We start from the raw sequence: 19,206 nt of genomic DNA, 5'->3' as shown, positions 1-19,206 counted from the left end.
ACGATCAGGCGAGCCGCCAGACCTGCACACCCGGCCCGTCGCCGGGCAGGCCCAGCCCGTCCGGTCGCACGTCGAGGTCCGCGCCGCCGTACAGGTTCTCCGGCGACGCACCCGGCGCGAGCAGGTGCCGCGGCAGGACGGTGCCCTCCCAGGGCCCGCGCGCGACGAGCACGAGCACGCGCTCGTCGGTCGTCTCGCGCAGGTACGCGACCGCGTCCGGGGTCACGACGGCCCAGCGCATGCCGCCCTCCCGCAGTGCCCGGGAGCCGCGCCGGACCGCGATGAGCGACCGGTAGATCTCGAACGTCGCCGAGTCCCAGCGCGGCCCACCGCCGGCGTCGATCTGGTCCCAGGGCATCGTGCCGCGGGCGTGCTCACCGTTGGTACCCGTCAACCCGCCCTCGTCGCCCGCGAACATCGCCGGCGTCCCCGGGTAGGTGAACAGCAGGCCGGCGGCGAGCTCGACCCGCTCGCGCGTCCCGACGACGGTGCGCAGCCGCGCGGTGTCGTGCGAGCCCAGCATGTTCCACTGGTGGGTGGTCACGGCCCACGGCACCGTCGAGTCGAAGTCGCGCATGGTCTCGACCATGGAGACGCCGTCCCGGCGCGGGATGCTCACCGGCATGCCCAGGAAGCCGAGGTCCAGGTCCGGGTCCACCAGCCACGTCCACACGGGCCGCGTGAACGCCGAGTAGTTCATGTTCGCGTGCCAGCCGCCCGCGGCCAGGTCGGTGCCGGCGTCGTGGAAGTGCTCGGAGACCAGCACCGCCTCGGGGTTCAGCGCGTGCATGGTCGACCGGATGGTCCGGGCCACCTGGAGCGTCAGGTCGTCGTCGGCGTAGCGGCCGGTCATGTTGGCGACGTCGATCCGCCAGCCGTCCAGGGAGTACGGCTCGACCAGCCAGCGGCCGATCACGGAGTCCGGCCCCTCGACCATCCGCCCGGCCAGCGCCGGGGCGTTGTAGTTGAGCTTCGGCAGGGACGCGTGCTCGAGCCAGCCGACGTACCCGGGCTCCTCCTCGGTCCAGTAGTAGAACGACGACTCCTCGCTCGACCGGTCGGCGCGGGCGCGCCCGAACCACTCGTGCCCGGCGCCGGTGTGGTTCGTCGTCAGGTCGCCCAGGATCCGCATGCCCCGGGCGTGCACCGCACGGCTCAGCGACGCGAGCGCCTCGTCGCCGCCCAGCAGCGGGTCGACGTGGTCGAACGTGCTCGCGTCGTAGCGGTGGTTGGAGCGGCCCGGGAACACCGGTGTCAGGTACAGGGTGTCGACGCCGAGGCGCTGCAGGTGGTCGAGGCGCTGCTCGACGCCGGGCAGGTCGCCGCCGAAGTACTGCTGCGCGACTCCCGGGCCGGACGCGATGGGCTCGTCGTCCCAGGCCGCGGGCTGGGCCCAGTCGGGAGGGGTGCCGGTCTCCCGGCCCGAGCGCGCGAACCGGTCGGGGAAGACCTGGTAGACCACGGAGGTGTCCATCCAGGCCGGGGCCGGGTCGTGCACGGTCAGCCGGAAGTCGCCGGCGTCCGGCACGTCGCGGGCGTGCAGGCCGCGGCCGTTCAGCCACCGGTAGCCGCCCGGCTCGTCGAGCAGGACCCGGTAGGCGGCCACGGGGTTGTGCACCGGTACGTCGCCGACGTACCAGCGCGCATCGGCGTCGACCCGCTCGAGCCGCGTGGGGACCATCCGCGGCTCGGCGTCGCGGACCGTGCGCAGCCAGACGGCCCGCTCGGTCCCCGACGCCGGGACGCGGACCCGCACCGGGACCACGTCGCCCAGCCGCGGCGTGGCGCGCCGGACGTACAGCTCCGAGCCGTCGTGGTGGGGCTGGTCGAGAAGGTGGCCCACGCTCAGCCCTTGACCGACCCGGCCGTCAGCCCGGACACGATGTACCTCTGCAGGGCCAGGAAGAGCAGGACGACGGGGATGGCGGCGAGCACGGCGCCGGCGGCGAACAGGCCCCAGCGGGCGTTGCGCTCGTCGGCCGCCCAGAAGTACAGGCCGACGGCGAGCGTGAACTCGTCGGGGCGCTGCAGCACGACCTTGGCGATGATGAACTCGCCGAACGTCCCGATGAACGACAGCAGGCCGACCACGGCGAGGATCGGCGCGACGAGGCGCAGGATGATCGTCCAGAAGATCTGTGCGTGCGTGGCACCGTCGATCTTGGCCGCCTCGTCGAGCTCGCGCGGGACCGTGTTGAAGAACCCGTACATGAGGAACGTGTTCACGCCGAGCGCGCCGCCCAGGTAGACCGCGATGAGCCCGAGCCGGCTGTTCAGGCCGAGCATCGGGAACACGTCACCGATGGAGAGCAGCACGAGGAAGATCGCCACGAACGCGAGCATCTGCGGGAACATCTGCACGATCAGCAGCGCGGTCAGGCCGCCCTGCCGCCCCTGGAACCGGAACCGCGAGAACGCGTACGCGGCGGCGCCGCCCATGAGGACCGTGCCGATGGAGGTCACGGTGCAGATGACGATCGAGTTGGCGAACCAGCTGCTGTAGTTGCCCTCGAACAGCTCGCGGTAGTTCTGCAGGTCGATCGTGCGGAACAGCTGGTTCGAGCCGGTCAGCGTCCCGCCCGGGTTGAGCGAGGCGGACAGGACGTACACGAGCGGCACGATGCAGATCACGATCGTCACGATGCCGACGACGTGCCGCCACCCGATCTCGATCCACCAGCGACGCCCGCGGGGGGCGCCGTCCCGCTCCACGACGGTGCTCGGCGTCTCGCGGTCCACGACGGTGCTGGCCATCTCAGATCTCCTCGAGCTTGCGGGTCCGGCGGAAGCCGACGTAGCTGATCGCACCGACCACGATGAAGATGAGGATCGACAGCGCGCTCGCCAGGCCGTACTGCTTGTTCCCGCTCTCGAAGGCCACGGAGTAGACCATCGAGATGAGCAGGTCCGTGTGGCCGACCACGACCGGGGTGCCCACGAAGTTGGGGCCTCCGCCGGTCAGCATGTAGATCAGCGTGAAGTTGTTGAAGTTGAACGCGAACGACGCGATCAGCAGCGGCGCCACGGAGATCATGAGCAGCGGCAGCGTCATGGACCGGAAGATCCGCCACGCCCCGGCGCCGTCGATCTTCGCGGCCTCGATGGTGTCGGCCGGGATGGCCTGCAGCGCGCCCGTGCAGACGATGAACATGTACGGGAAGCCCAGCCAGAGGTTGACCATCAGGATCGACAGCTTGGCCAGCCACGGGCTGGTCAGCCAGCCGATGTCGGCGCCGCCGAGCAGGACCTCGTTGACGAACCCGAACCGCTCGTTGAGCATGCCCTTCCAGACGAGCGCGGACAGGAACCCGGGGAACGCGTACGGGAGGATCAGCAGGGACCGGTAGACCTTGCGGCCGCGGATCCGCGGGTCGTTGAACACGATCGCGAGGAACAGGCCCACCGCGAAGGTGGTGAGCACCGAGAGGAACGCGAACGCGAACGTCCAGACGGTGATCTGCGCGAACGGTCCGGCCAGCCGGGAGTCGGTGAAGACGCGCGTGAAGTTGTCGAGGCCGACGCCGACGCGCCAGCCCGGGGTGAGGACGTCGCCGTCCTCGGACACGAAGTTCCCGGACTCGGACGGGGTGTACGTCTCCCCCGTGGCCGAGTCGGTGAAGGTGTCGGTCGCCTCGTCGTAGACGAGCGTCGACTGGTAGACGTAGCCGGTCGAGCCGTCCTGCGTGCGGACCGACCCCTCCGACGGGTCGTCGGAGAACGGGACCCGCAGCTCGGTGATAGCCGCCTGCTGCTCGGCGATCTGGGCGAAGCCCAGCACCTCCCAGCCGGGCACGGCGGTGACGCGCTCGCCCTCGACGGTGGCGTCGTCGGCCGCGGTGAACGGCTCCTCGGCGGTGCCGACCTCCGCGTCGCCGTCCTGCACGACCGCGAACCCGAGCTCGCCGTCGCGCTGCACGACGGTCAGCGGGAGCGTGGGTGATCCCTCGACACGGGTCTCGTTCTGGATCGAGATGGCCTCGACCGCGTCGGCCTTCGTGGAGTTGTGCCCGTCGCCGTAGTTCGTGAACGCCACGTAGCCCGTGTAGGCCATGACGAACAGCTGGTAGACGAGCAGGAAGAGCAGGCCCGGGATGAGGTACTTGCCCGGCACCGCGCGCTTGGAGAAGTAGATCCAGTTGACGGCCACGAGGGCCAGCACGAGGAACGCGAGGATGCCCCACGACTGGACGGCCAGGGCCGCGAGGATCCCGTACACGCCGAGCGCGTCGACGAGGGCGACGAGGATCAGCTTGACGACGAAGCCGGCCGAGAAGTTGCGGGCGTGGGAGCCGTCGCCACGCGAGCGACGGGGCGACCGGGGCCCGGGAGCCTCGGGCGGGGCGGGTGGCTCCAGGGTCTGCTGGTCGGTCATGCGGGTCCTCCGGGGACGCAGGTGGCTGCTACGGGGATCGCCGGCAGGGGCACGGCGTGCTGCCGGCAAGGCACGGCGTGCAGGAAGGACGTCCCGCCGGGCGGCTGCGCGCCGCCGGCGGGACGTCCTTCACCGTCAGACCTTGTCGACGGCGTCCTGGACGTTGGCGACCATCGTGTTCCACGTGCTGACCGGCTCGGCCTGCCCGCTGATGATCTGCGCCTCGGTGGCGCCCCAGAAGGCCCACACGGAGCTCATCGCGGGGATGGCCGGCATGGGGGCGCCGGTGGCGCCCGCCTCGCCGAAGCCCTTGAGGATCCCGTTGTCCACCTTCGCGGCCGACGCCGAGTTGGCGGGCATGCGGCCACCCTCGGCGTACAGCGCGTCCTGCGCGGCCTCGGTCGACAGGAAGTTCACGACGAGCTCGTTGGCGAGCACCGGGTTCTCCGACTTCGCGGAGACGAACGCACCCTGGACGCCGACGAACGGCTGGGCGGGCTGGCCACCCGCGCTCGGGACGGGGAGGACGGCGATGTCCATGCCGGCCTCCTCGAACGCCGAGGTGTTCCACGGACCGGTGATCATGTACGGCGCCTGGCCGTCGAGGAACGCCTGCTTGGCCTTCTCGCCGTCGACCGCGAGGTCGAGGACGCCCTCGGCGCCGAGCTTGGCCAGGTACGCGGCGAACGCGTCACCGGCGGGGCCGCCCATCGAGAGCGTGTCCGTGTAGGAGCCGTCCGCGGACTGCTCGAACACGGGGGCACCGAACGACGTCTGCAGCGGGTACAGGTGGTACGGGTCCGAGTCGGGGCCCTGCTGGACGAGCACCGAGAACGGGGTGCCGGCCGACTTGGCCTGCGCGACCAGCTCGTCGAACGTCGCCGCGGGGGTGTCCGTCAGCAGCGCGTTGTTGCGGACGAGCGCGATGTTCTCGATGGAGATCGGCGTGCCGTAGACCTTGCCGTCGTAGGTCACACCGGCGATGGCCGACTCGGAGAAGTCACCGGCCTTGTCACCGAGCTCGAGCGGCGCGACCACGCCGTTGTTGACCCACTCGCCCAGGCCGTCGTGCGCCGAGATGATCACGTCGGGGCCCTCGCCGGTGGGGACCTGCGCGACGAAGTCCTTGCCGATGTCGCCCGACGCCTTCTGCACGAGCTCGACGTCGATGCCGGTCGACTCGGTGAACGTCGCGACCACCGGCTCCATCTCGTTGATGCGGGTGTCGTCCACCCACATCGTCAGGGTGCCGGTCGCACCGGCGCTCTCCGTGGGGGCGGCCGACGTGTCGTCGCCGGTGTCGCCCGAGCCCGAGCACGCGGTGAGCGTCAGCGCGAGGCCGAGCGTCGCCGCGACGACAGGGATGCTCCGTCGCATCGTCATCTCCAAAGTGGGGTGTGTGCCGCGCGGCGGAACCCCACCGACGCTGGCCTGATGGGCCGAAGTTAGCGTCGTTGCCACAGCGCTTGCAAGTCGTTACGGTAACTTTCAGGCAACGGTTTCAGAGGGTGCCCCCACGCCCGCTGGGCCACCCGGAACCACCCATGAACCACGACGGACGAGGAGGTCCGGTGTCCCCTACGCTGCCGCCTGTGCGCACCCGACTGACGGATCTGGCCGAACAGGCCGGCGTCAGCACAGCAACGGTGTCTCGGGTCCTCAACGGCAAGCACGGCGTGTCGGCCCAGGCGCGGCAGGCCGTGCTGGCGGCCCTCGACGTGCTCGGGTACGAGCGACCCGAGAAGCTGCGCACCCGGTCCGCCGGTCTCGTCGGCCTCGTGGTGCCTGAGCTGTCGAACCCCGTGTTCCCCGCGTTCGCGCAGGTCATCGAGACGATGCTGACCGAGCGCGGCTACACGCCGCTGCTGTGCACGCAGTCCCCCGGCGGGACCACCGAGGACCAGTACGTCGAGATGCTGCTGGAGCACGCCGTCGACGGCATCGTCTTCGTGTCCGGTCTGCACGCCGACACGACCGCCAGCAAGGAGCGGTACCACCGCCTGCGCAGCCGCGGCATGCCGATCGTCCTGGTCAACGGCTTCGCCGACGGCGTCGACGCCCCGTCCGTCTCCACCGACGACTCGGCGGCCCTGGACCTCGCCTTCCGCCACCTCGTCTCGCTCGGCCATCGCTCGATCGGCCTAGCGATCGGACCCGAGCGCTTCGTGCCCGCTGCCCGCAAACGGGTGGAGTTCGCGGTCAACCTCGAGCGCCACCTGGGCGTGACCGACCCGGACAGGCACGTCGTCACGACGCTGTTCACGGTCGAGGGCGGCCAGGCGGCGGCCCTCGAGCTCATCGACTCCGGGCACACCGCGATCATCTGCGGCTCCGACCTCATGGCTCTCGGCGCCATCCGTGCGGCCCGCTCGCGCGGGCTCTCCGTGCCGGGCGACCTGTCGGTGGTCGGCTTCGACGACTCCCCGCTGATCGCCTTCACCGACCCGCCGCTGACCACCGTGCGCCAGCCCGTCCTGTCCATGGGTCACGCGGCGGTCTCCGCTCTCGTCGGGGAGATCAACGGCACGCACGCGTCCCGGACCGAGCTGAAGTTCCACCCCGAGCTCATCGTGCGCGGCTCCACCGGTGCCGCACCCGGTCTGACCTCGGTCGCTGTGCCCACACAGGCCCCCGCCGTACTCTGACCGACCGCGGGTCCCCCGGGACCCTGTTCGGCAACGGCGCCTCCCCCCTTCTCAGACACCCCGAAGTGAGGCATGCCCGCATGACGACGATCGACACCCGACCCCTGCGCACCCTGGTGCACACCGCCGGATCGCCCGACGGCGAGTGGTGGCGGGATGCCGTGATCTACCAGGTCTACCCGCGCTCGTTCGCGGACGCGTCCGGCGACGGCATCGGCGACCTGCCCGGCGTGACCTCCCGCCTCGAGCACCTGGCCGAGCTCGGCGTGGACGCCGTCTGGCTCTCGCCGTTCTACCGGTCCCCGCAGGCCGACGCCGGCTACGACGTGGCCGACTACCGCGACGTCGACCCGCTCTTCGGCACGCTCGCCGACTTCGACGAGATGCTCGAGCGCGCGCACGGTCTCGGCCTGCGCGTGATCGTCGACCTGGTGCCCAACCACACCTCCGACGAGCACGTCTGGTTCCAGGCCGCGCTCGCCGCGGGCCCGGGCTCCCCCGAGCGCGCCCGCTACCTGTTCCGTGAGGGCCGCGGGGTCGACGGGACGGAGCCGCCCAACAACTGGCAGTCGATCTTCGGCGGCCCGGCGTGGACACGGACGACGGACCCCGACGGCACGCCCGGCGAGTGGTACCTGCACCTGTTCGACTCGCGCCAGCCGGACCTCGACTGGGAGCACCCCGAGGTGCGGTCCGAGTTCGAGGACGTCCTGCGGTTCTGGCTCGACCGCGGCGTCGACGGCTTCCGCATCGACGTGGCGCACGGCATGGTCAAGGCCCCCGGCCTGCCCGACTGGGACGGGCACGTCTCCATGATCGAGGGGTCCGACGACGTCGAGCCCACCGACACGGTGTCGGGTGCGGGGAACCAGGGCCCCATGTTCGACCAGGACGGCGTGCACGACATCTACCGCGCCTGGAACAAGGTCCTCGCCGAGTACCCCGGCGACCGCGCGCTCGTCGCGGAGGCCTGGGTGGAGCCCCTGTCCCGGCTGACGCGGTACGTGCGGCCGGACGAGATGCAGCAGGCCTTCAACTTCGCGTTCCTGGCGACGCACTGGGACGCCTCGGCGCTGCGGACGGTCGTCGAGGCCTCCTACCGTGCGTCGGACGCCGTCGGCGCTCCCACCACGTGGGTGCTGTCCAACCACGACGTCGTCCGGCACGCCTCGCGGCTCGGCCTGGCCGAGCCCGGCTCCCGCCCGAACGGCATCGGCCACGGCGACGAGCAGCCGGACGAGACCCTCGGCCTGCGCCGGGCCCGCTGCGCGTCGCTCCTCATGCTCGGCCTGCCCGGCTCCGCGTACCTGTACCAGGGCGAGGAGCTCGGCCTGCCCGACCACACGTCGCTCGACGACGACCTGCGCCAGGACCCGGCGTTCTTCCGGACCGGCGGTGCGGAGCGCGGTCGTGACGGGTGCCGGGTGCCGCTGCCGTGGGCCGCGGACGCGGAGGGCTTCGGCTTCTCGCCGACCGGGGTGACCTGGCTGCCGCAGCCGGCCGCGTGGGCGACCTACGCGCTCGACGCCCAGCGCGGTGTCGAGGGGTCGACGTACGAGACGTACCGCTCGGCGCTGCGGCTGCGCCGCGAGTCGGGGCTCGGCTCGGGCGGGATGGAGTGGCTGCACGGCCTCGGCGACGACGTCATCGCGTTCGTGAACCGGGACGTCCTGGTGGTCGCCAACCTGGGCCCGGAGCCGGTGGCACTGCCCGCGGGCGCCGAGGTGCTGCTGTCCTCGGCCGACCTCTCGGTCGCCGACGACGGCACCGTCCTGGTGCCGTCGGACGTCACCGCCTGGGCTCGCTGCACCGCCTGAGCCCTGGTGGACGGCCCCGCCGCACGGCGGGGCCGTCCCGCGCTCAGGGGCGCGCGTCGACGTGCCAGGCCTGCGCCGACATCGGCGGGACCGTGACGCTGATCGCGCCGTCCCGGACGGTGGACCGGGAGCAGCCCTGCGCCTCCAGCACCTCGCAGTAGTCGCCGTCGGGCAGGCTCGTCGCCAGCTCCGCGCGCAGCTCGTCGTCACCCAGGTTCACGACGACGAAGCCGCGCTCGCCGCGGCCGACCGCCACGGCGTCGCCCTCCGACCAGAGGTCGACCTGCGGCGCGTCACCGACCACGTTGCGCCAGCCGACCATCCCCGCGACCTGCGGCCAGCGGTGCTGGCAGACCCAGTCCCCGTCCTCCTGCGCCTCGCCGCAGGAGGCGTCGAGCACCCGGCCGTCGCTGTCCTGGGGCGGCCCGGCATCGCGGTCGGAGAACGCGTAGCCGCTGTAGACCACCGGCGTGCCGTACGAGCCCGCGAGCATGAGGACGTTCGCCAGCGCGTACCGCTCGCCGTCGGCGTAGCTCAGCGTCGAGCCGTTGCGCTCGGTGTCGTGGTTGTCGACGAAGACCACCGCCTGGTCGGACGGCACCCACGACGCGGAGGCGCCCAGCTCGAGAGCCCGGCCGGGCGAGCTCGCCAGCACGCCCTGGAGCTCCTTGCCGTACGCGAACTCGTAGACCTGCCCGTTGCCCAGGTAGTCCTCCGGCGTGATCGGCTCGCCGCTGCCCCGGATGACCTCCTGCGCGATCCCGGTCCCCTCGGGCAGGTCCGCGACGATCGCGGCGACGTCCTCGGCGGGCATGTGCTTGGCCGCGTCGATCCGGAAGCCGTCGACGCCGAGCGAGAGCAGGTCCTCCAGGTACGCGGTGATCGTCGACCGGACGCGCTCGGTCTCGGTGGCGAGGTCCGCCAGGTTCACCAGCTCGCACGTCTGCACCTGGGCGGCGTCCTGATAGCTCGCGATGTCGTCGTTCGGGGTCAGGCCGCAGTGGTGGAAGTCGGCCTCGGTCCAGATGCCCGGGTAGTCGTCGTGGCTGTACGGCGAGCCAGCCCAGCCCGTGCCCGGCTGGTCCTGGCCGGTCATGTGGTTGACCACCGCGTCGGCCCACACGTCGACGCCGGCGTCGTGGCACGTCTCGACCATGGCCGCGTACTGGTCGCGCGTGCCGAGCCGGGACTCGACCCGGTAGCTGACGGGCTGGTACGACGTCCACCACTGCTCGCCGACGATGTGCTCCTGCGGCGGGCTGGTGACCACCCAGGCGTAGCCCGCGGGGCCGAGCGTGTCGGTGCACTCCGCGGCGATCGCGTCCCAGGTCCACTGGAACAGCTGCACGCCGACGTCACGCCGCTGTGCCGCCGCGGGCTCCGGGGTGCCGGTGCAGGCCGCGAGGAGCAGCACGGCGCCGGCCAGGGCGGTCGCACGGGCAGGCAGGCGCGTCATCGTCACCATCCGGGGCAGGCTGCAACTCATTGCAGCAACTTGCAGGTCCGAGCCACCCTAGCGCCCTACGCTGGACGACGTGCCTCGCGTCCTCGTCAACGGCCCGTCGTCCTGGAACACCCTGATCCGGATCGCCGCCTTGCCGGAGCCGCGGTCGTCGGCGCTCTTCGCCAGCAGCCACCACGACGGGCTGGGCGGCACCTCCGCCGGCAAGGCGGTCACCCTGGCAGCGCTCGGCGTCGACGTCACGCTGCGCACCGCGATCGGCGACGACCGCGAGGGCCGACTCGTGCGCGCCGCGCTCGACCACCCCCGGGTCACGACCGTCGTGCTCGACGTCGCGGCGACCGAGCGGCACGTCAACCTCATGACCGACGACGGCTCCCGGGTCTCGATCTACCTGGAGCTCCCCGATCCCGCGGCCACGTCGGTCCCGTCGTTCGACGACGTCGACGCGGCCGTCCTCGACCTCGCCGACCACAGCCGTCCGCTGCTGGCCGCCGCGCGCGCCGCCGGGGTGCCGGTCTGGTGCGACGTGCACGACGACGACGGCGTCGGCGACTACCCGCGCGCGTTCGCGGCCGCGGCGGACGTGCTGCTGGTGAGCGCCGAGCGGCTGGCCGACCCGCGTGCCTACCTGTCGGACGCCGTCGCGCGCGGGTGCCGGCTGGCGGTGTGCACCGACGGCGGCGACGGCGCGCTCGCGCTCGACGCCGACGGGTGGATCGAGGTCCCGGCCGCACCGGTGGACGACGTCGTGGACACGAACGGCGCGGGCGACGCGTTCCTGGCCGGACTGCTCAGCGGCACGCTGGACGGCCTCCCCGTCGAGGGTGCCCTCGCCCGCGCGTCGGCCGCGGGCGCTCTCGCTGTGACCACGCCCGACCTGGGCGCCCCGACCGCCACCACGTCGACCCTCGACCGCATCGCCGCCAGGGTGACGATCCGGCGCGTCTGACGCACCGCCGGCGAGGAGCGCTTCCCGCGTACAAGCCTTGAGCACCGCCACCGAGAGCTGGTACGGCACGTCGGGGCATCAGACCCCCGCGTCAGCCGCCTGAGACGCTCAGCTCGGCCTCGTGCAGGGCCTTCGCGAACTCGTCGGACAGGTCGCGCGAGTCCAGCCAGCCGTACGGCAGGAGGGGGCGCTTGGGCGACCCGGCGCGACCGCGCTGCCCCTCGGCGCCGGCACCGGGGTAGCCCTGCTCCAGGTCGAGCCGCCCGAGCCGCTCGTCGAGCTCGGCCATCGTCGACACCAGGCCGAGCGCCGCGCGGGTCTCCCCGCCGACGACGTAGCCCTTGAAGTACCAGGCCATGTGCTTGCGCATCTCGCGCAGCGCCTTGCCCTCGTCCCCGAAGTGCTCGACCATCAGCTCGGCGTGCCGGCGCACGATGGTCGCGACGTACCCGAGGCCCGGCGTGATGCGCTCGTCGGACCCCGAGAACGCGGCGGCGAGGTCGGCGAACAGCCAGGGCCGCCCCTGGCAGCCGCGGCCGACGACGACGCCGTCGCACCCGGTCTGCGCGACCATCGCCAGGGCGTCCTCGGCGGACCAGATGTCGCCGTTGCCGAGCACGGGGATGTCCGTGACCGTCTGCTTGAGCTGCGCGATCGCGTCCCAGTCGGCGGTGCCGGAGTAGTAGTCAGCAGCGGTGCGCGCGTGCAGCGCGACGGCGGCGACCCCGACCTCCTGCGCGACGAGGCCGGCCTCGAGGTAGGTGAGGTGGTCGTCGTCGATGCCCTTACGCATCTTCACGGTGACCGGGACGCCGTACGGGCGTGCCGCCTCGACCGCGGCCGTGATGATGGCGCGGAACAGGTCCCGCTTCCAGGGCAGCACGGCTCCCCCGCCGCGTCGCGTGACCTTGGGCACCGGGCAGCCGAAGTTGAGGTCGACGTGGTCGGCGCGGTCCTCGCTGGCGATGAGCCGGACCGCGGCACCGACCGTCGCGGGGTCCACGCCGTAGACCTGGACGGAACGCGGTCGCTCGTCGGGCTCGTGCGAGATGATCCGCATCGACTCCTCACCACGCTCGACCAGGGCGCGGGACGTCACCATCTCGGCGACGTACAGACCGGCGCCCGACTCGCGGCACAGGCGGCGAAACGCGGCGTTCGTGACGCCCGCCATGGGCGCCAGCACGACCGGCGTGTCGATGGTCAGCGGACCGATGCGCAACGGCGGCAGCACGGCGCCGGGGCGCGCCGGGACCGCGGGAGTCGTCATGGTCATGGAGCCATTGTCCCTCAGCCGAGCAACCAGCCGTTCTCCTGCGCCAGCCGGACGGCCTCCGCCCGCGTCCGGGCGCCCGTCTTGCCCATCGCGGCGGACAGGTAGTTGCGCACCGTGCCCTCGGACAGGAACGTCTCCCGGGCGATGTCCGCGACCGTCCCGCCGCCCGAAGCGGCGACCAGCACGTCCCGCTCGCGCTCGGTGAGCGGGCTCGTCCCGACCGCCAACGACTCGACGGCCAGCTCCGGATCGACCACGCGCAGGCCGCGGTGCACCCGCCGCACCGCGTCGGCCAGCTGCTCGGCCGGCGTGTCCTTCACCACGAAGCCGCTGGCGCCCGCATCCAGCGCCCGCCTCAGGTAGCCCGGGCGGCCGAAGGTGGTGACGATCAGCGACCGGCAGGCCGGGAAGGTCCGGCGCAGCTCCGCCGCGGCGGTGATCCCGTCGGTGCCCGGCATCTCCACGTCGAGCAGGGCGACGTCCGCGCTGCTCGCTCGCGCCGCCTCGACCACCTCGTCCCCTCGCCCCACCTGCGCGACCACCGTGAGGTCGGGCTCCAGGTCCAGCAGCGCGGCCAGGGCACCGCGGACCAGGGCCTGGTCGTCGGCCAGCAGCAGGCGGATCATCGGGCCCTCGTCACGGTCAGGCGGTACCCGCCCTTGTCGTTCTCCGCCACCTCGACGCGGGCGCCCGCCTGGCGGGCGCGCTGCGTCAGCCCGTTCAGCCCGTTGCCCGGGCCGGCCACGGCCGGCCCGCGCCCGTCGTCGTCCACGACGAGCGTGTCCTGCGTCATGGTGATCTGCACGTGGCTGGCCGCAGCGTGCCGCAGGACGTTGGTGGTCCCCTCGCGCACGGCCCACGCGAACAGCTCGCGCAGGTCGTCGGGCACCTGGTCGAGCGCGCCGGGGACCTGCGCCTCGATCCCGGCCGCGTCGAACGCCTGCCGCGCACCGGCCAGCTCCCCCGCCAGCGTCACCGCGCGCGTCCCCGAGACCATGGCGCGCACGTCCGCGAGCGCGGCCCGGGCCAGGCCCTGCACCTCCGCGATCTCGGCGCGCGCGCGCTCGGCGTCGACGTCGAACAGCTTGCCCGCCAGCTCGGCCTTGACCGAGATCACGGTGAGCGAGTGCCCGAGGATGTCGTGCATGTCGCGCGCGATCCGCTCGCGCTCCCGCTCGACCGCCAGCACGGCCACCTCGTCCTGAGCGATGGCCAGCTGCCGGTTGCGCGCCGCCAGCTGCGTGAACCCGAACACGGCGACCGACGCGAGGAAGACCGAGACGATGAGGTCGTCGATCGTGTCCCACCCCGGGACGACGCGGGGGACGGCCAGGATCACGGCCGCGGCGAAGAGGGGGACGAACAGAGCTCGTGGGTCCCGCAGCAGGAAGATCGCCGACACGCTGACGAACACCAGGCCGACCAGCCCCCGCGACTCGGCGGCGAGCGTCGCCAGGCCGACGAGGAACAGCTCGACGGCGAGCACGCGCGCCGCTGCCGGATGCGGTCCCGGGCCACCGCGAGGTCCGGCGCACGTGACCACGACCCAACCGAAGGTGAGGGCCAGCCCGGCTATCGCAGCCAGGGACAGGATCCGCTCGATCCCCTGCGGGGCGTCCCAGGCGGACTGCCACGCCGGGAGCAGGAACACCACCCAGACGATGCCCATCACGGGTCCGACCACCCGCATGACACGCCAGACGCCTGGCCGGCCCGGTCCGACGCTGCCGGGTCGCTGGGTCGCGGTTGCCGTCACGGCGCCCACGGTAGGCCGTCCGCGGGCCCGCTCACACGCGCGGTCACACGCGGGCGGTGTCGCGACGGAACCGCCAGGCGGCGCCGCCGACGAACACGGTGGCCCAGCCGACCACGTTGACGACGGCCCAGATGCTCGGGGCCTCCCCCGTCAGAGGCGCCCGGACGATCTCGGCCAGGCCGTACGTGGGCACGACCTTGGCGATGTCGGCGAACAGCCCGTCGCCGAGCGGCACGAACAGACCACCGGCGAACGCCAGGAGCGCGAGCACCGGCCCGAGGATCTGCATGACGTTCTCGGCCGGCAGCAGGTAGCCCATGAACAGGCCGAACGCGGCGAACACCACGGAGCCCACCCAGGCGAGCGCCAGCGACCCGGCGAGCGCCCAGGTGTCGCCCGAGGCGCCGCTGACCAGCCCGACGGCCGCGACCACGACGACCGCGGCCAGCCCCATGACCATCGCGACGGCCACCTTGGTGAGCACGTACGTCGCCGGGCGCAGCGGGGTCAGCCGCAGCTGTCGCGTCCACCCCTGCGACCTCTCCACGGAGACGCTCGCGCCGCCGCTCGTGGTGGCGAGCATCGCGCCGTACAGCGCCATCGAGACCATGATGAACGCGGTCACGTTGGCGTTGCCCACCGACTGCGTCGTGTACATGTCGGCCGTGCCGAAGATCAGGAAGAACGCCGGCGGCATGATCAGCGTGAAGATCACGGTCCGGCGGTTGCGCAGCAGGCGACGCAGCTCGATGGCGAGGAACGGGCCGTTCACCAAGCCGGTCCGCGGGACGCGAGCGGTCGTGGTCGGTGCGTCGACGACGGTGGTCATGCCGGGCTCCCTGAGGTGGTGAGGGCGAGGAACGCGTCCTCGAGCCCTCGGGCGGTGATCTCGAGGTCGCTCGCCGCGGTCGCGGTGAGCAGGTGGCGGGCGACGCCGTCGGAGTCGGACGTGTGCACCAGCACGCGGTCGCGTCGCTGCTCGACCGACTGGACACCGGGGATCGCCCGCAGCGCCGCGTCCTGCTCGGCGGTGAGGTCGGGGAGCGTCGCGGTGACCACCCGGCCCGAGGCGAGGTTCTTCACCTGGGCGGCGGACCCGTCGGCGACGACCCGCCCCCTGCTGACCAGCACGATGCGGTCGGCGTAGGCGTCGGCCTCCTCCAGGTAGTGCGTGGCGAACAGGATCGTCCGGCCCCGGGCGGCGTCGGCGCGCAGCGCGGTCCAGAAGTCGCGGCGACCCTCCACGTCCATGCCCGTCGTCGGCTCGTCGAGCACGATCACGTCCGGGTCGGGCAGCAGCGCGAGAGCGAACCTCAGCCGCTGCTGCTGACCGCCCGAGCACTTGCCCACCTTGCGGTCGGCGATGTCCGCGATGCCCGCACGCGTGAGCACCTCGGTGGCCGAGCGCGCGGACCGGAAGAACGAGGCGGTCAGCTCGACGGTCTCGCCGACCGTGAGGTCCTTGAGCAGGCCACCGCTCTGCATCACGGCGGAGACGCGGCCCTCGGCGATCGCCCGGCTGGGATCGAGGCCCAGCACCGACACCGAGCCGGCGTCCGGCTGAGCCAGTCCGAGCAGCATGTCGATCGTGGTCGTCTTGCCGGCGCCGTTGGGGCCGAGGAACGCGACGACCTCGCCGGGCGCGACGGCCAGGTCGATGCCGTCGACGGCGCGCACGGCGCCGAACGACTTGTGCAGTCCGCGCAGGTGGATCGCGAGCGGACCGGTCCCGGCCTCGGCCGGGAGCGGGAACGTGTCGGTGAAGGTCATGGCTCGATCCTGACCGGCGGGTGGGCGGCGCTCCCCCGCCGACCGTCACCGGCTCGGGATGACGGATGTCACCTGTGCACTCAACCTTCCCGGCCGGTCGTGCGTCTTCTACCGTGTGAGCTCCATGCCGATCCCCCTCGCGCCTCGCGGCGCAGCACCGGTCGACGACGCCGGCGACGACTCGGTCCGCGTCCTGCCGACCGGGCGCGCGTCGAGCACGCCGGGCGTCGACGTGGAGTTCACCGCCTTCATGCAGGCGCACTCCGCGACGCTGCTGAAGACCGCCTGGTTGCTGGTCGGCGACGCCCACCGCGCCGAGGAGCTGGTGCAGAGCGCGCTGGTCCGGACCTACGCGTCGTGGTCCCGCGCCCGCGCCGACGACCCGCTCGCCTACACCCGACGCGTCCTGGTGAACCTCCGGACGGACACGTGGCGCCGACGGCGGCGGGAGGTCCTGTCCGCTCCGGAGCACCTGCCGGAAGGCTCGTCGTCCGGCGCGCTCGGGCCGTCCGACGACCGCGACCAGCTGGTGCGCGCGCTCGCCCTGCTCTCCCCGCGCCAGCGCCGCATCGTCGTGCTCCGGCACTTCCTCGGGCTGCCGGAGGCGGAGGTGGCCGCCGAGCTCGGCGTCAGCGTCGGCACCGTGAAGTCCACCGCGTCGCGCAGCCTCGCGACCCTGCGCACCGCGCTGACCTCGAACGACCCGACCGACCGGAGCACCCGATGAGCCCGACCCTGTCCGACGACGACCTCGTCGGCTCCCTGCGCGCCCGGGTCGACGCCGCTCTGCCGCCCATGTCGCTCGACCCGGGCGAGACCCTTGTCGCGGGCCGCCGACGTCGGCGCCGGCGCTCTGCCACGCACGTCGTCACCGCTGCGGCCGGCGTCGGTGTCGTCGTCGCCGGCATCACGCTCGGGAGTCAGGCTCTGACGCCTCGGCCGCAGCAGCCGTCCAGCATCGGGACGGATCAGGTGGCGCCCCTGCCCGCCGGTCTCAGCGCGACGAACACCCTGATCCCCGAGACCGACGCGAACGGCCGGCCGTGGTGGGACACGGGACTCGTGTTCGACCTCCGCGTGCTCGACGCCACAGGTGTGGCAACGAACCCACGAATCCCACGGGCAGACATGGGCATTGCGCTCGAGCTTCGCGAGAAGGGCGAGGTCGTCGACGCCCCGACGTTCGGTCGCACGACGCTCACCTGGCGGAGCGACGACACCGCCTCGGACTACGCCGGGCGGACGTACCCCGCGACGCTCGACACCACCTACGTACTCAACGACATCGGCAACCCCACCATGCTCACCGGAGCAGTGCCCCTGGGGATCCCCGACCCCCGCGTCGTGATCTACTTTCCGTCCGGAATCGCGGGGGGCGGCGAGCTGGTGCACCACGTGGAGGTGCCGACATTCCGCGCACCGACAGCGGACGGCCGCCTGCTCTACGCAGTCCAGACGAGTCCGAACAGCGCGACCGCCGACCGAGGTGTCGGCCCCATCGACCAGGACGGCGCCTGGACCGGTGAGGTGGCGTTCCCGATCTTCGTCGGCTCCGACGGGACCCCGTTCCTCAACGCCGGCTGCTCCGGAGCTCTCAGCGAGTGCTACGCGGAGCAGCCTGACGGCGGAGCGCTCCTGCGTGACGCGATCGCGTCGGTCGGCGGTCGCGTCGACGGCTGAGCACGGCGAAGGGCCCCTCGGTCGAGGGGCCCTTCGACGTGTGCGAGGTCAGGCGCCGACGAGGTGCTGCGCCAGGTAGCCGACGACCTTGTCCAGGGCGACGCGCTCCTGCGTCATGTCGTCGCGGTGGCGGATGGTGACCGCCTGGTCGTCGAGCGTGTCGAAGTCGACCGTGATGCAGAACGGCGTCCCGATCTCGTCCTGACGGCGGTAGCGGCGGCCGATGGCGCCGGCGTCGTCGAACTCGACGTTCCAGCTCTTGCGCAGCTCGGCCGCGAGGTCGCGAGCCTTGGGCGACAGGGACTCGTTGCGGGAGAGCGGCAGCACGGCGGCCTTGACCGGTGCGAGGCGCGGGTCGAGCTTGAGCACGGTGCGGACGTCGACGCCGCCCTTCGTGTTGGGTGCCTCGTCCTCGGTGTACGACTCGACGAGGAACGCCATGAGGGAGCGGGTGAGGCCGGCCGCGGGCTCGATGACGTAGGGCACGTACCGGGTGCCGGACGCCTGGTCGAAGTACGACAGGTCCTGGCCGGAGTGCTCGGTGTGCGTCTTGAGGTCGAAGTCGGTGCGGTTCGCGATGCCCTCGAGCTCGCCCCACTCGCTGCCCTGGAAGCCGAAGCGGTACTCGATGTCGACGGTCCGCTTGGAGTAGTGGGACAGCTTCTCGGCCGGGTGCTCGTAGTGCCGCAGGTTGTCGCGGTCGATGCCGAGGTCGACGTACCAGTCGGTGCGCTGGTCGATCCAGTACTGGTGCCACGTCTCGTCGGTGCCGGGCTCGACGAAGAACTCCATCTCCATCTGCTCGAACTCGCGCGTGCGGAAGATGAAGTTGCCGGGCGTGATCTCGTTGCGGAACGACTTGCCGATCTGGCCGATGCCGAACGGCGGCTTCTTGCGCGACGTGGTGCTCACGTTGGCGAAGTTCACGAAGATGCCCTGCGCGGTCTCGGGCCGCAGGTAGTGCAGGCCGGACTCGTCCTCGACGGGGCCGAGGTACGTCTTGAGCATCATGTTGAAGTCACGGGGCTCGGTCCACTGACCGCGGGTGCCGCAGTTGGGGCAGACGATGTCGGCCAGGCCGTTCTCGGGGGCGCGGCCCTTCTTCTCCTCGAACGCCTCGAGCATGTGGTCCTCGCGGAACCGCTTGTGGCAGGAGAGGCACTCGGTCAGCGGGTCGGTGAAGACGCCGACGTGGCCGGAGGCGACCCAGACCTGGCGCGGGAGGATCACCGAGGAGTCCAGGCCCACGATGTCGTCGCGGCTGGTCACCATCGTGCGCCACCACTGGCGCTTGATGTTCTCCTTGAGCTCGACGCCGAGCGGTCCGTAGTCCCATGCGGAGCGGGTACCGCCGTAGATCTCACCGCTCGGGAAGACGAACCCGCGCCGCTTGGCGAGGGAGACGACGGAGTCCAGGCGGGAGGGTGCAGCCACGATCGATCACTCCAGGGTGGTGGCGTCCGCGGCTGGGTGTCG

General features: G+C 72.2%; 16 protein-coding genes. 5 read left to right on the top strand and 11 right to left on the bottom strand.

Annotated features, from left to right (window positions below):
- Positions 1-4: 4 nt before the first annotated feature.
- From CXY01_RS00400 to CXY01_RS00385, 4 genes are all read right to left on the bottom strand, one after another.
- Positions 5-1,849, bottom strand: a complete 1,845-nt coding sequence (locus CXY01_RS00400; RefSeq protein WP_146925101.1) for a glycoside hydrolase family 13 protein — start codon at positions 1,847-1,849, stop codon at positions 5-7.
- Positions 1,846-2,754, bottom strand: coding sequence for a sugar ABC transporter permease (locus tag CXY01_RS00395; RefSeq protein WP_146925100.1), 909 nt, complete (start codon positions 2,752-2,754; stop codon positions 1,846-1,848). The genes CXY01_RS00400 and CXY01_RS00395 overlap by 4 nt, the downstream gene beginning before the upstream one ends.
- A gap of 1 nt (position 2,755) precedes the next feature.
- Positions 2,756-4,372 carry an ABC transporter permease subunit gene (locus CXY01_RS00390; protein WP_146925099.1) on the bottom strand — a complete coding sequence of 539 codons (1,617 nt, stop codon included), beginning with the start codon at positions 4,370-4,372 and terminating at the stop codon, positions 2,756-2,758.
- A gap of 135 nt (positions 4,373-4,507) precedes the next feature.
- Entirely contained in the window at positions 4,508-5,755 is a 1,248-nt protein-coding gene (locus tag CXY01_RS00385; protein ID WP_307724376.1) for a sugar ABC transporter substrate-binding protein, read from the bottom strand.
- A 161-nt stretch (positions 5,756-5,916) separates the two neighbouring features.
- On the opposite strand from CXY01_RS00385, the gene CXY01_RS00380 reads away from it, so the two are divergent.
- Positions 5,917-7,017, top strand: a complete 1,101-nt coding sequence (locus tag CXY01_RS00380) for a LacI family DNA-binding transcriptional regulator (protein ID WP_371862739.1) — start codon at positions 5,917-5,919, stop codon at positions 7,015-7,017.
- 80 nt (positions 7,018-7,097) lie between these two features.
- Positions 7,098-8,834 (top strand): glycoside hydrolase family 13 protein, encoded by a 1,737-nt coding sequence (locus CXY01_RS00375; protein ID WP_146925097.1) that lies wholly within the window; start codon positions 7,098-7,100, stop codon positions 8,832-8,834.
- Between the two features lie 43 nt (positions 8,835-8,877).
- Here the strand turns inward: CXY01_RS00375 and CXY01_RS00370 are convergent, their stop codons facing one another.
- Positions 8,878-10,299, bottom strand: coding sequence for an alpha-amylase (locus tag CXY01_RS00370; RefSeq protein WP_146925096.1), 1,422 nt, complete (start codon positions 10,297-10,299; stop codon positions 8,878-8,880).
- Positions 10,300-10,369: 70 nt separating this feature from the next.
- Here CXY01_RS00370 and CXY01_RS00365 point away from each other — a divergent pair, with 70 nt between their 5' ends.
- Positions 10,370-11,248 carry a carbohydrate kinase family protein gene (locus CXY01_RS00365; protein WP_146925095.1) on the top strand — a complete coding sequence of 293 codons (879 nt, stop codon included), beginning with the start codon at positions 10,370-10,372 and terminating at the stop codon, positions 11,246-11,248.
- A 91-nt stretch (positions 11,249-11,339) separates the two neighbouring features.
- On the opposite strand, the gene dusB is transcribed toward CXY01_RS00365, so the two are convergent.
- From dusB to CXY01_RS00340, 5 genes are read right to left on the bottom strand one after another with little or no spacing between them, the layout of a single operon-like run.
- Positions 11,340-12,524 (bottom strand): tRNA dihydrouridine synthase DusB, encoded by a 1,185-nt coding sequence (gene dusB / locus CXY01_RS00360; protein WP_146925094.1) that lies wholly within the window; start codon positions 12,522-12,524, stop codon positions 11,340-11,342.
- 14 nt (positions 12,525-12,538) lie between these two features.
- Positions 12,539-13,150, bottom strand: coding sequence for a response regulator transcription factor (locus CXY01_RS00355; RefSeq protein ID WP_146925093.1), 612 nt, complete (start codon positions 13,148-13,150; stop codon positions 12,539-12,541).
- Positions 13,147-14,280, bottom strand: a complete 1,134-nt coding sequence (locus tag CXY01_RS00350; RefSeq protein WP_146925092.1) for a sensor histidine kinase — start codon at positions 14,278-14,280, stop codon at positions 13,147-13,149. Before CXY01_RS00350 ends, CXY01_RS00355 begins: the two co-directional genes overlap by 4 nt.
- 43 nt (positions 14,281-14,323) lie before the next feature.
- A complete protein-coding gene (locus tag CXY01_RS00345) occupies positions 14,324-15,109 on the bottom strand; it encodes an ABC transporter permease (RefSeq protein ID WP_146925091.1) in 786 nt (261 codons plus the stop codon).
- The gene (locus CXY01_RS00340) at positions 15,106-16,050 is read right to left on the bottom strand and encodes an ABC transporter ATP-binding protein (protein ID WP_146925090.1); all 945 of its coding nucleotides are present in this window, start codon (positions 16,048-16,050) and stop codon (positions 15,106-15,108) included. Before CXY01_RS00340 ends, CXY01_RS00345 begins: the two co-directional genes overlap by 4 nt.
- Positions 16,051-16,174: 124 nt before the next feature.
- Here CXY01_RS00340 and CXY01_RS00335 point away from each other — a divergent pair, with 124 nt between their 5' ends.
- Both CXY01_RS00335 and CXY01_RS00330 read left to right on the top strand, forming a co-directional pair.
- Positions 16,175-16,777, top strand: a complete 603-nt coding sequence (locus CXY01_RS00335; protein ID WP_146925089.1) for a SigE family RNA polymerase sigma factor — start codon at positions 16,175-16,177, stop codon at positions 16,775-16,777.
- Positions 16,774-17,730: a hypothetical protein gene (locus CXY01_RS00330; RefSeq protein WP_146925088.1), complete on the top strand. Its 957-nt coding sequence runs from the start codon at positions 16,774-16,776 to the stop codon at positions 17,728-17,730. Before CXY01_RS00335 ends, CXY01_RS00330 begins: the two co-directional genes overlap by 4 nt.
- Positions 17,731-17,778: 48 nt before the next feature.
- Here CXY01_RS00330 and CXY01_RS00325 read toward each other — a convergent pair whose 3' ends face one another.
- Positions 17,779-19,164 (bottom strand): glycine--tRNA ligase, encoded by a 1,386-nt coding sequence (locus CXY01_RS00325; RefSeq protein WP_146925087.1) that lies wholly within the window; start codon positions 19,162-19,164, stop codon positions 17,779-17,781.
- Positions 19,165-19,206 lie beyond the last annotated feature (42 nt).

The organism is Cellulomonas xylanilytica (assembly GCF_007989805.1).
GTDB classification, from domain to species: Bacteria; Actinomycetota; Actinomycetes; order Actinomycetales; family Cellulomonadaceae; genus Cellulomonas; species Cellulomonas xylanilytica.
This window is presented reverse-complemented; position numbering and strand designations above follow the sequence as displayed.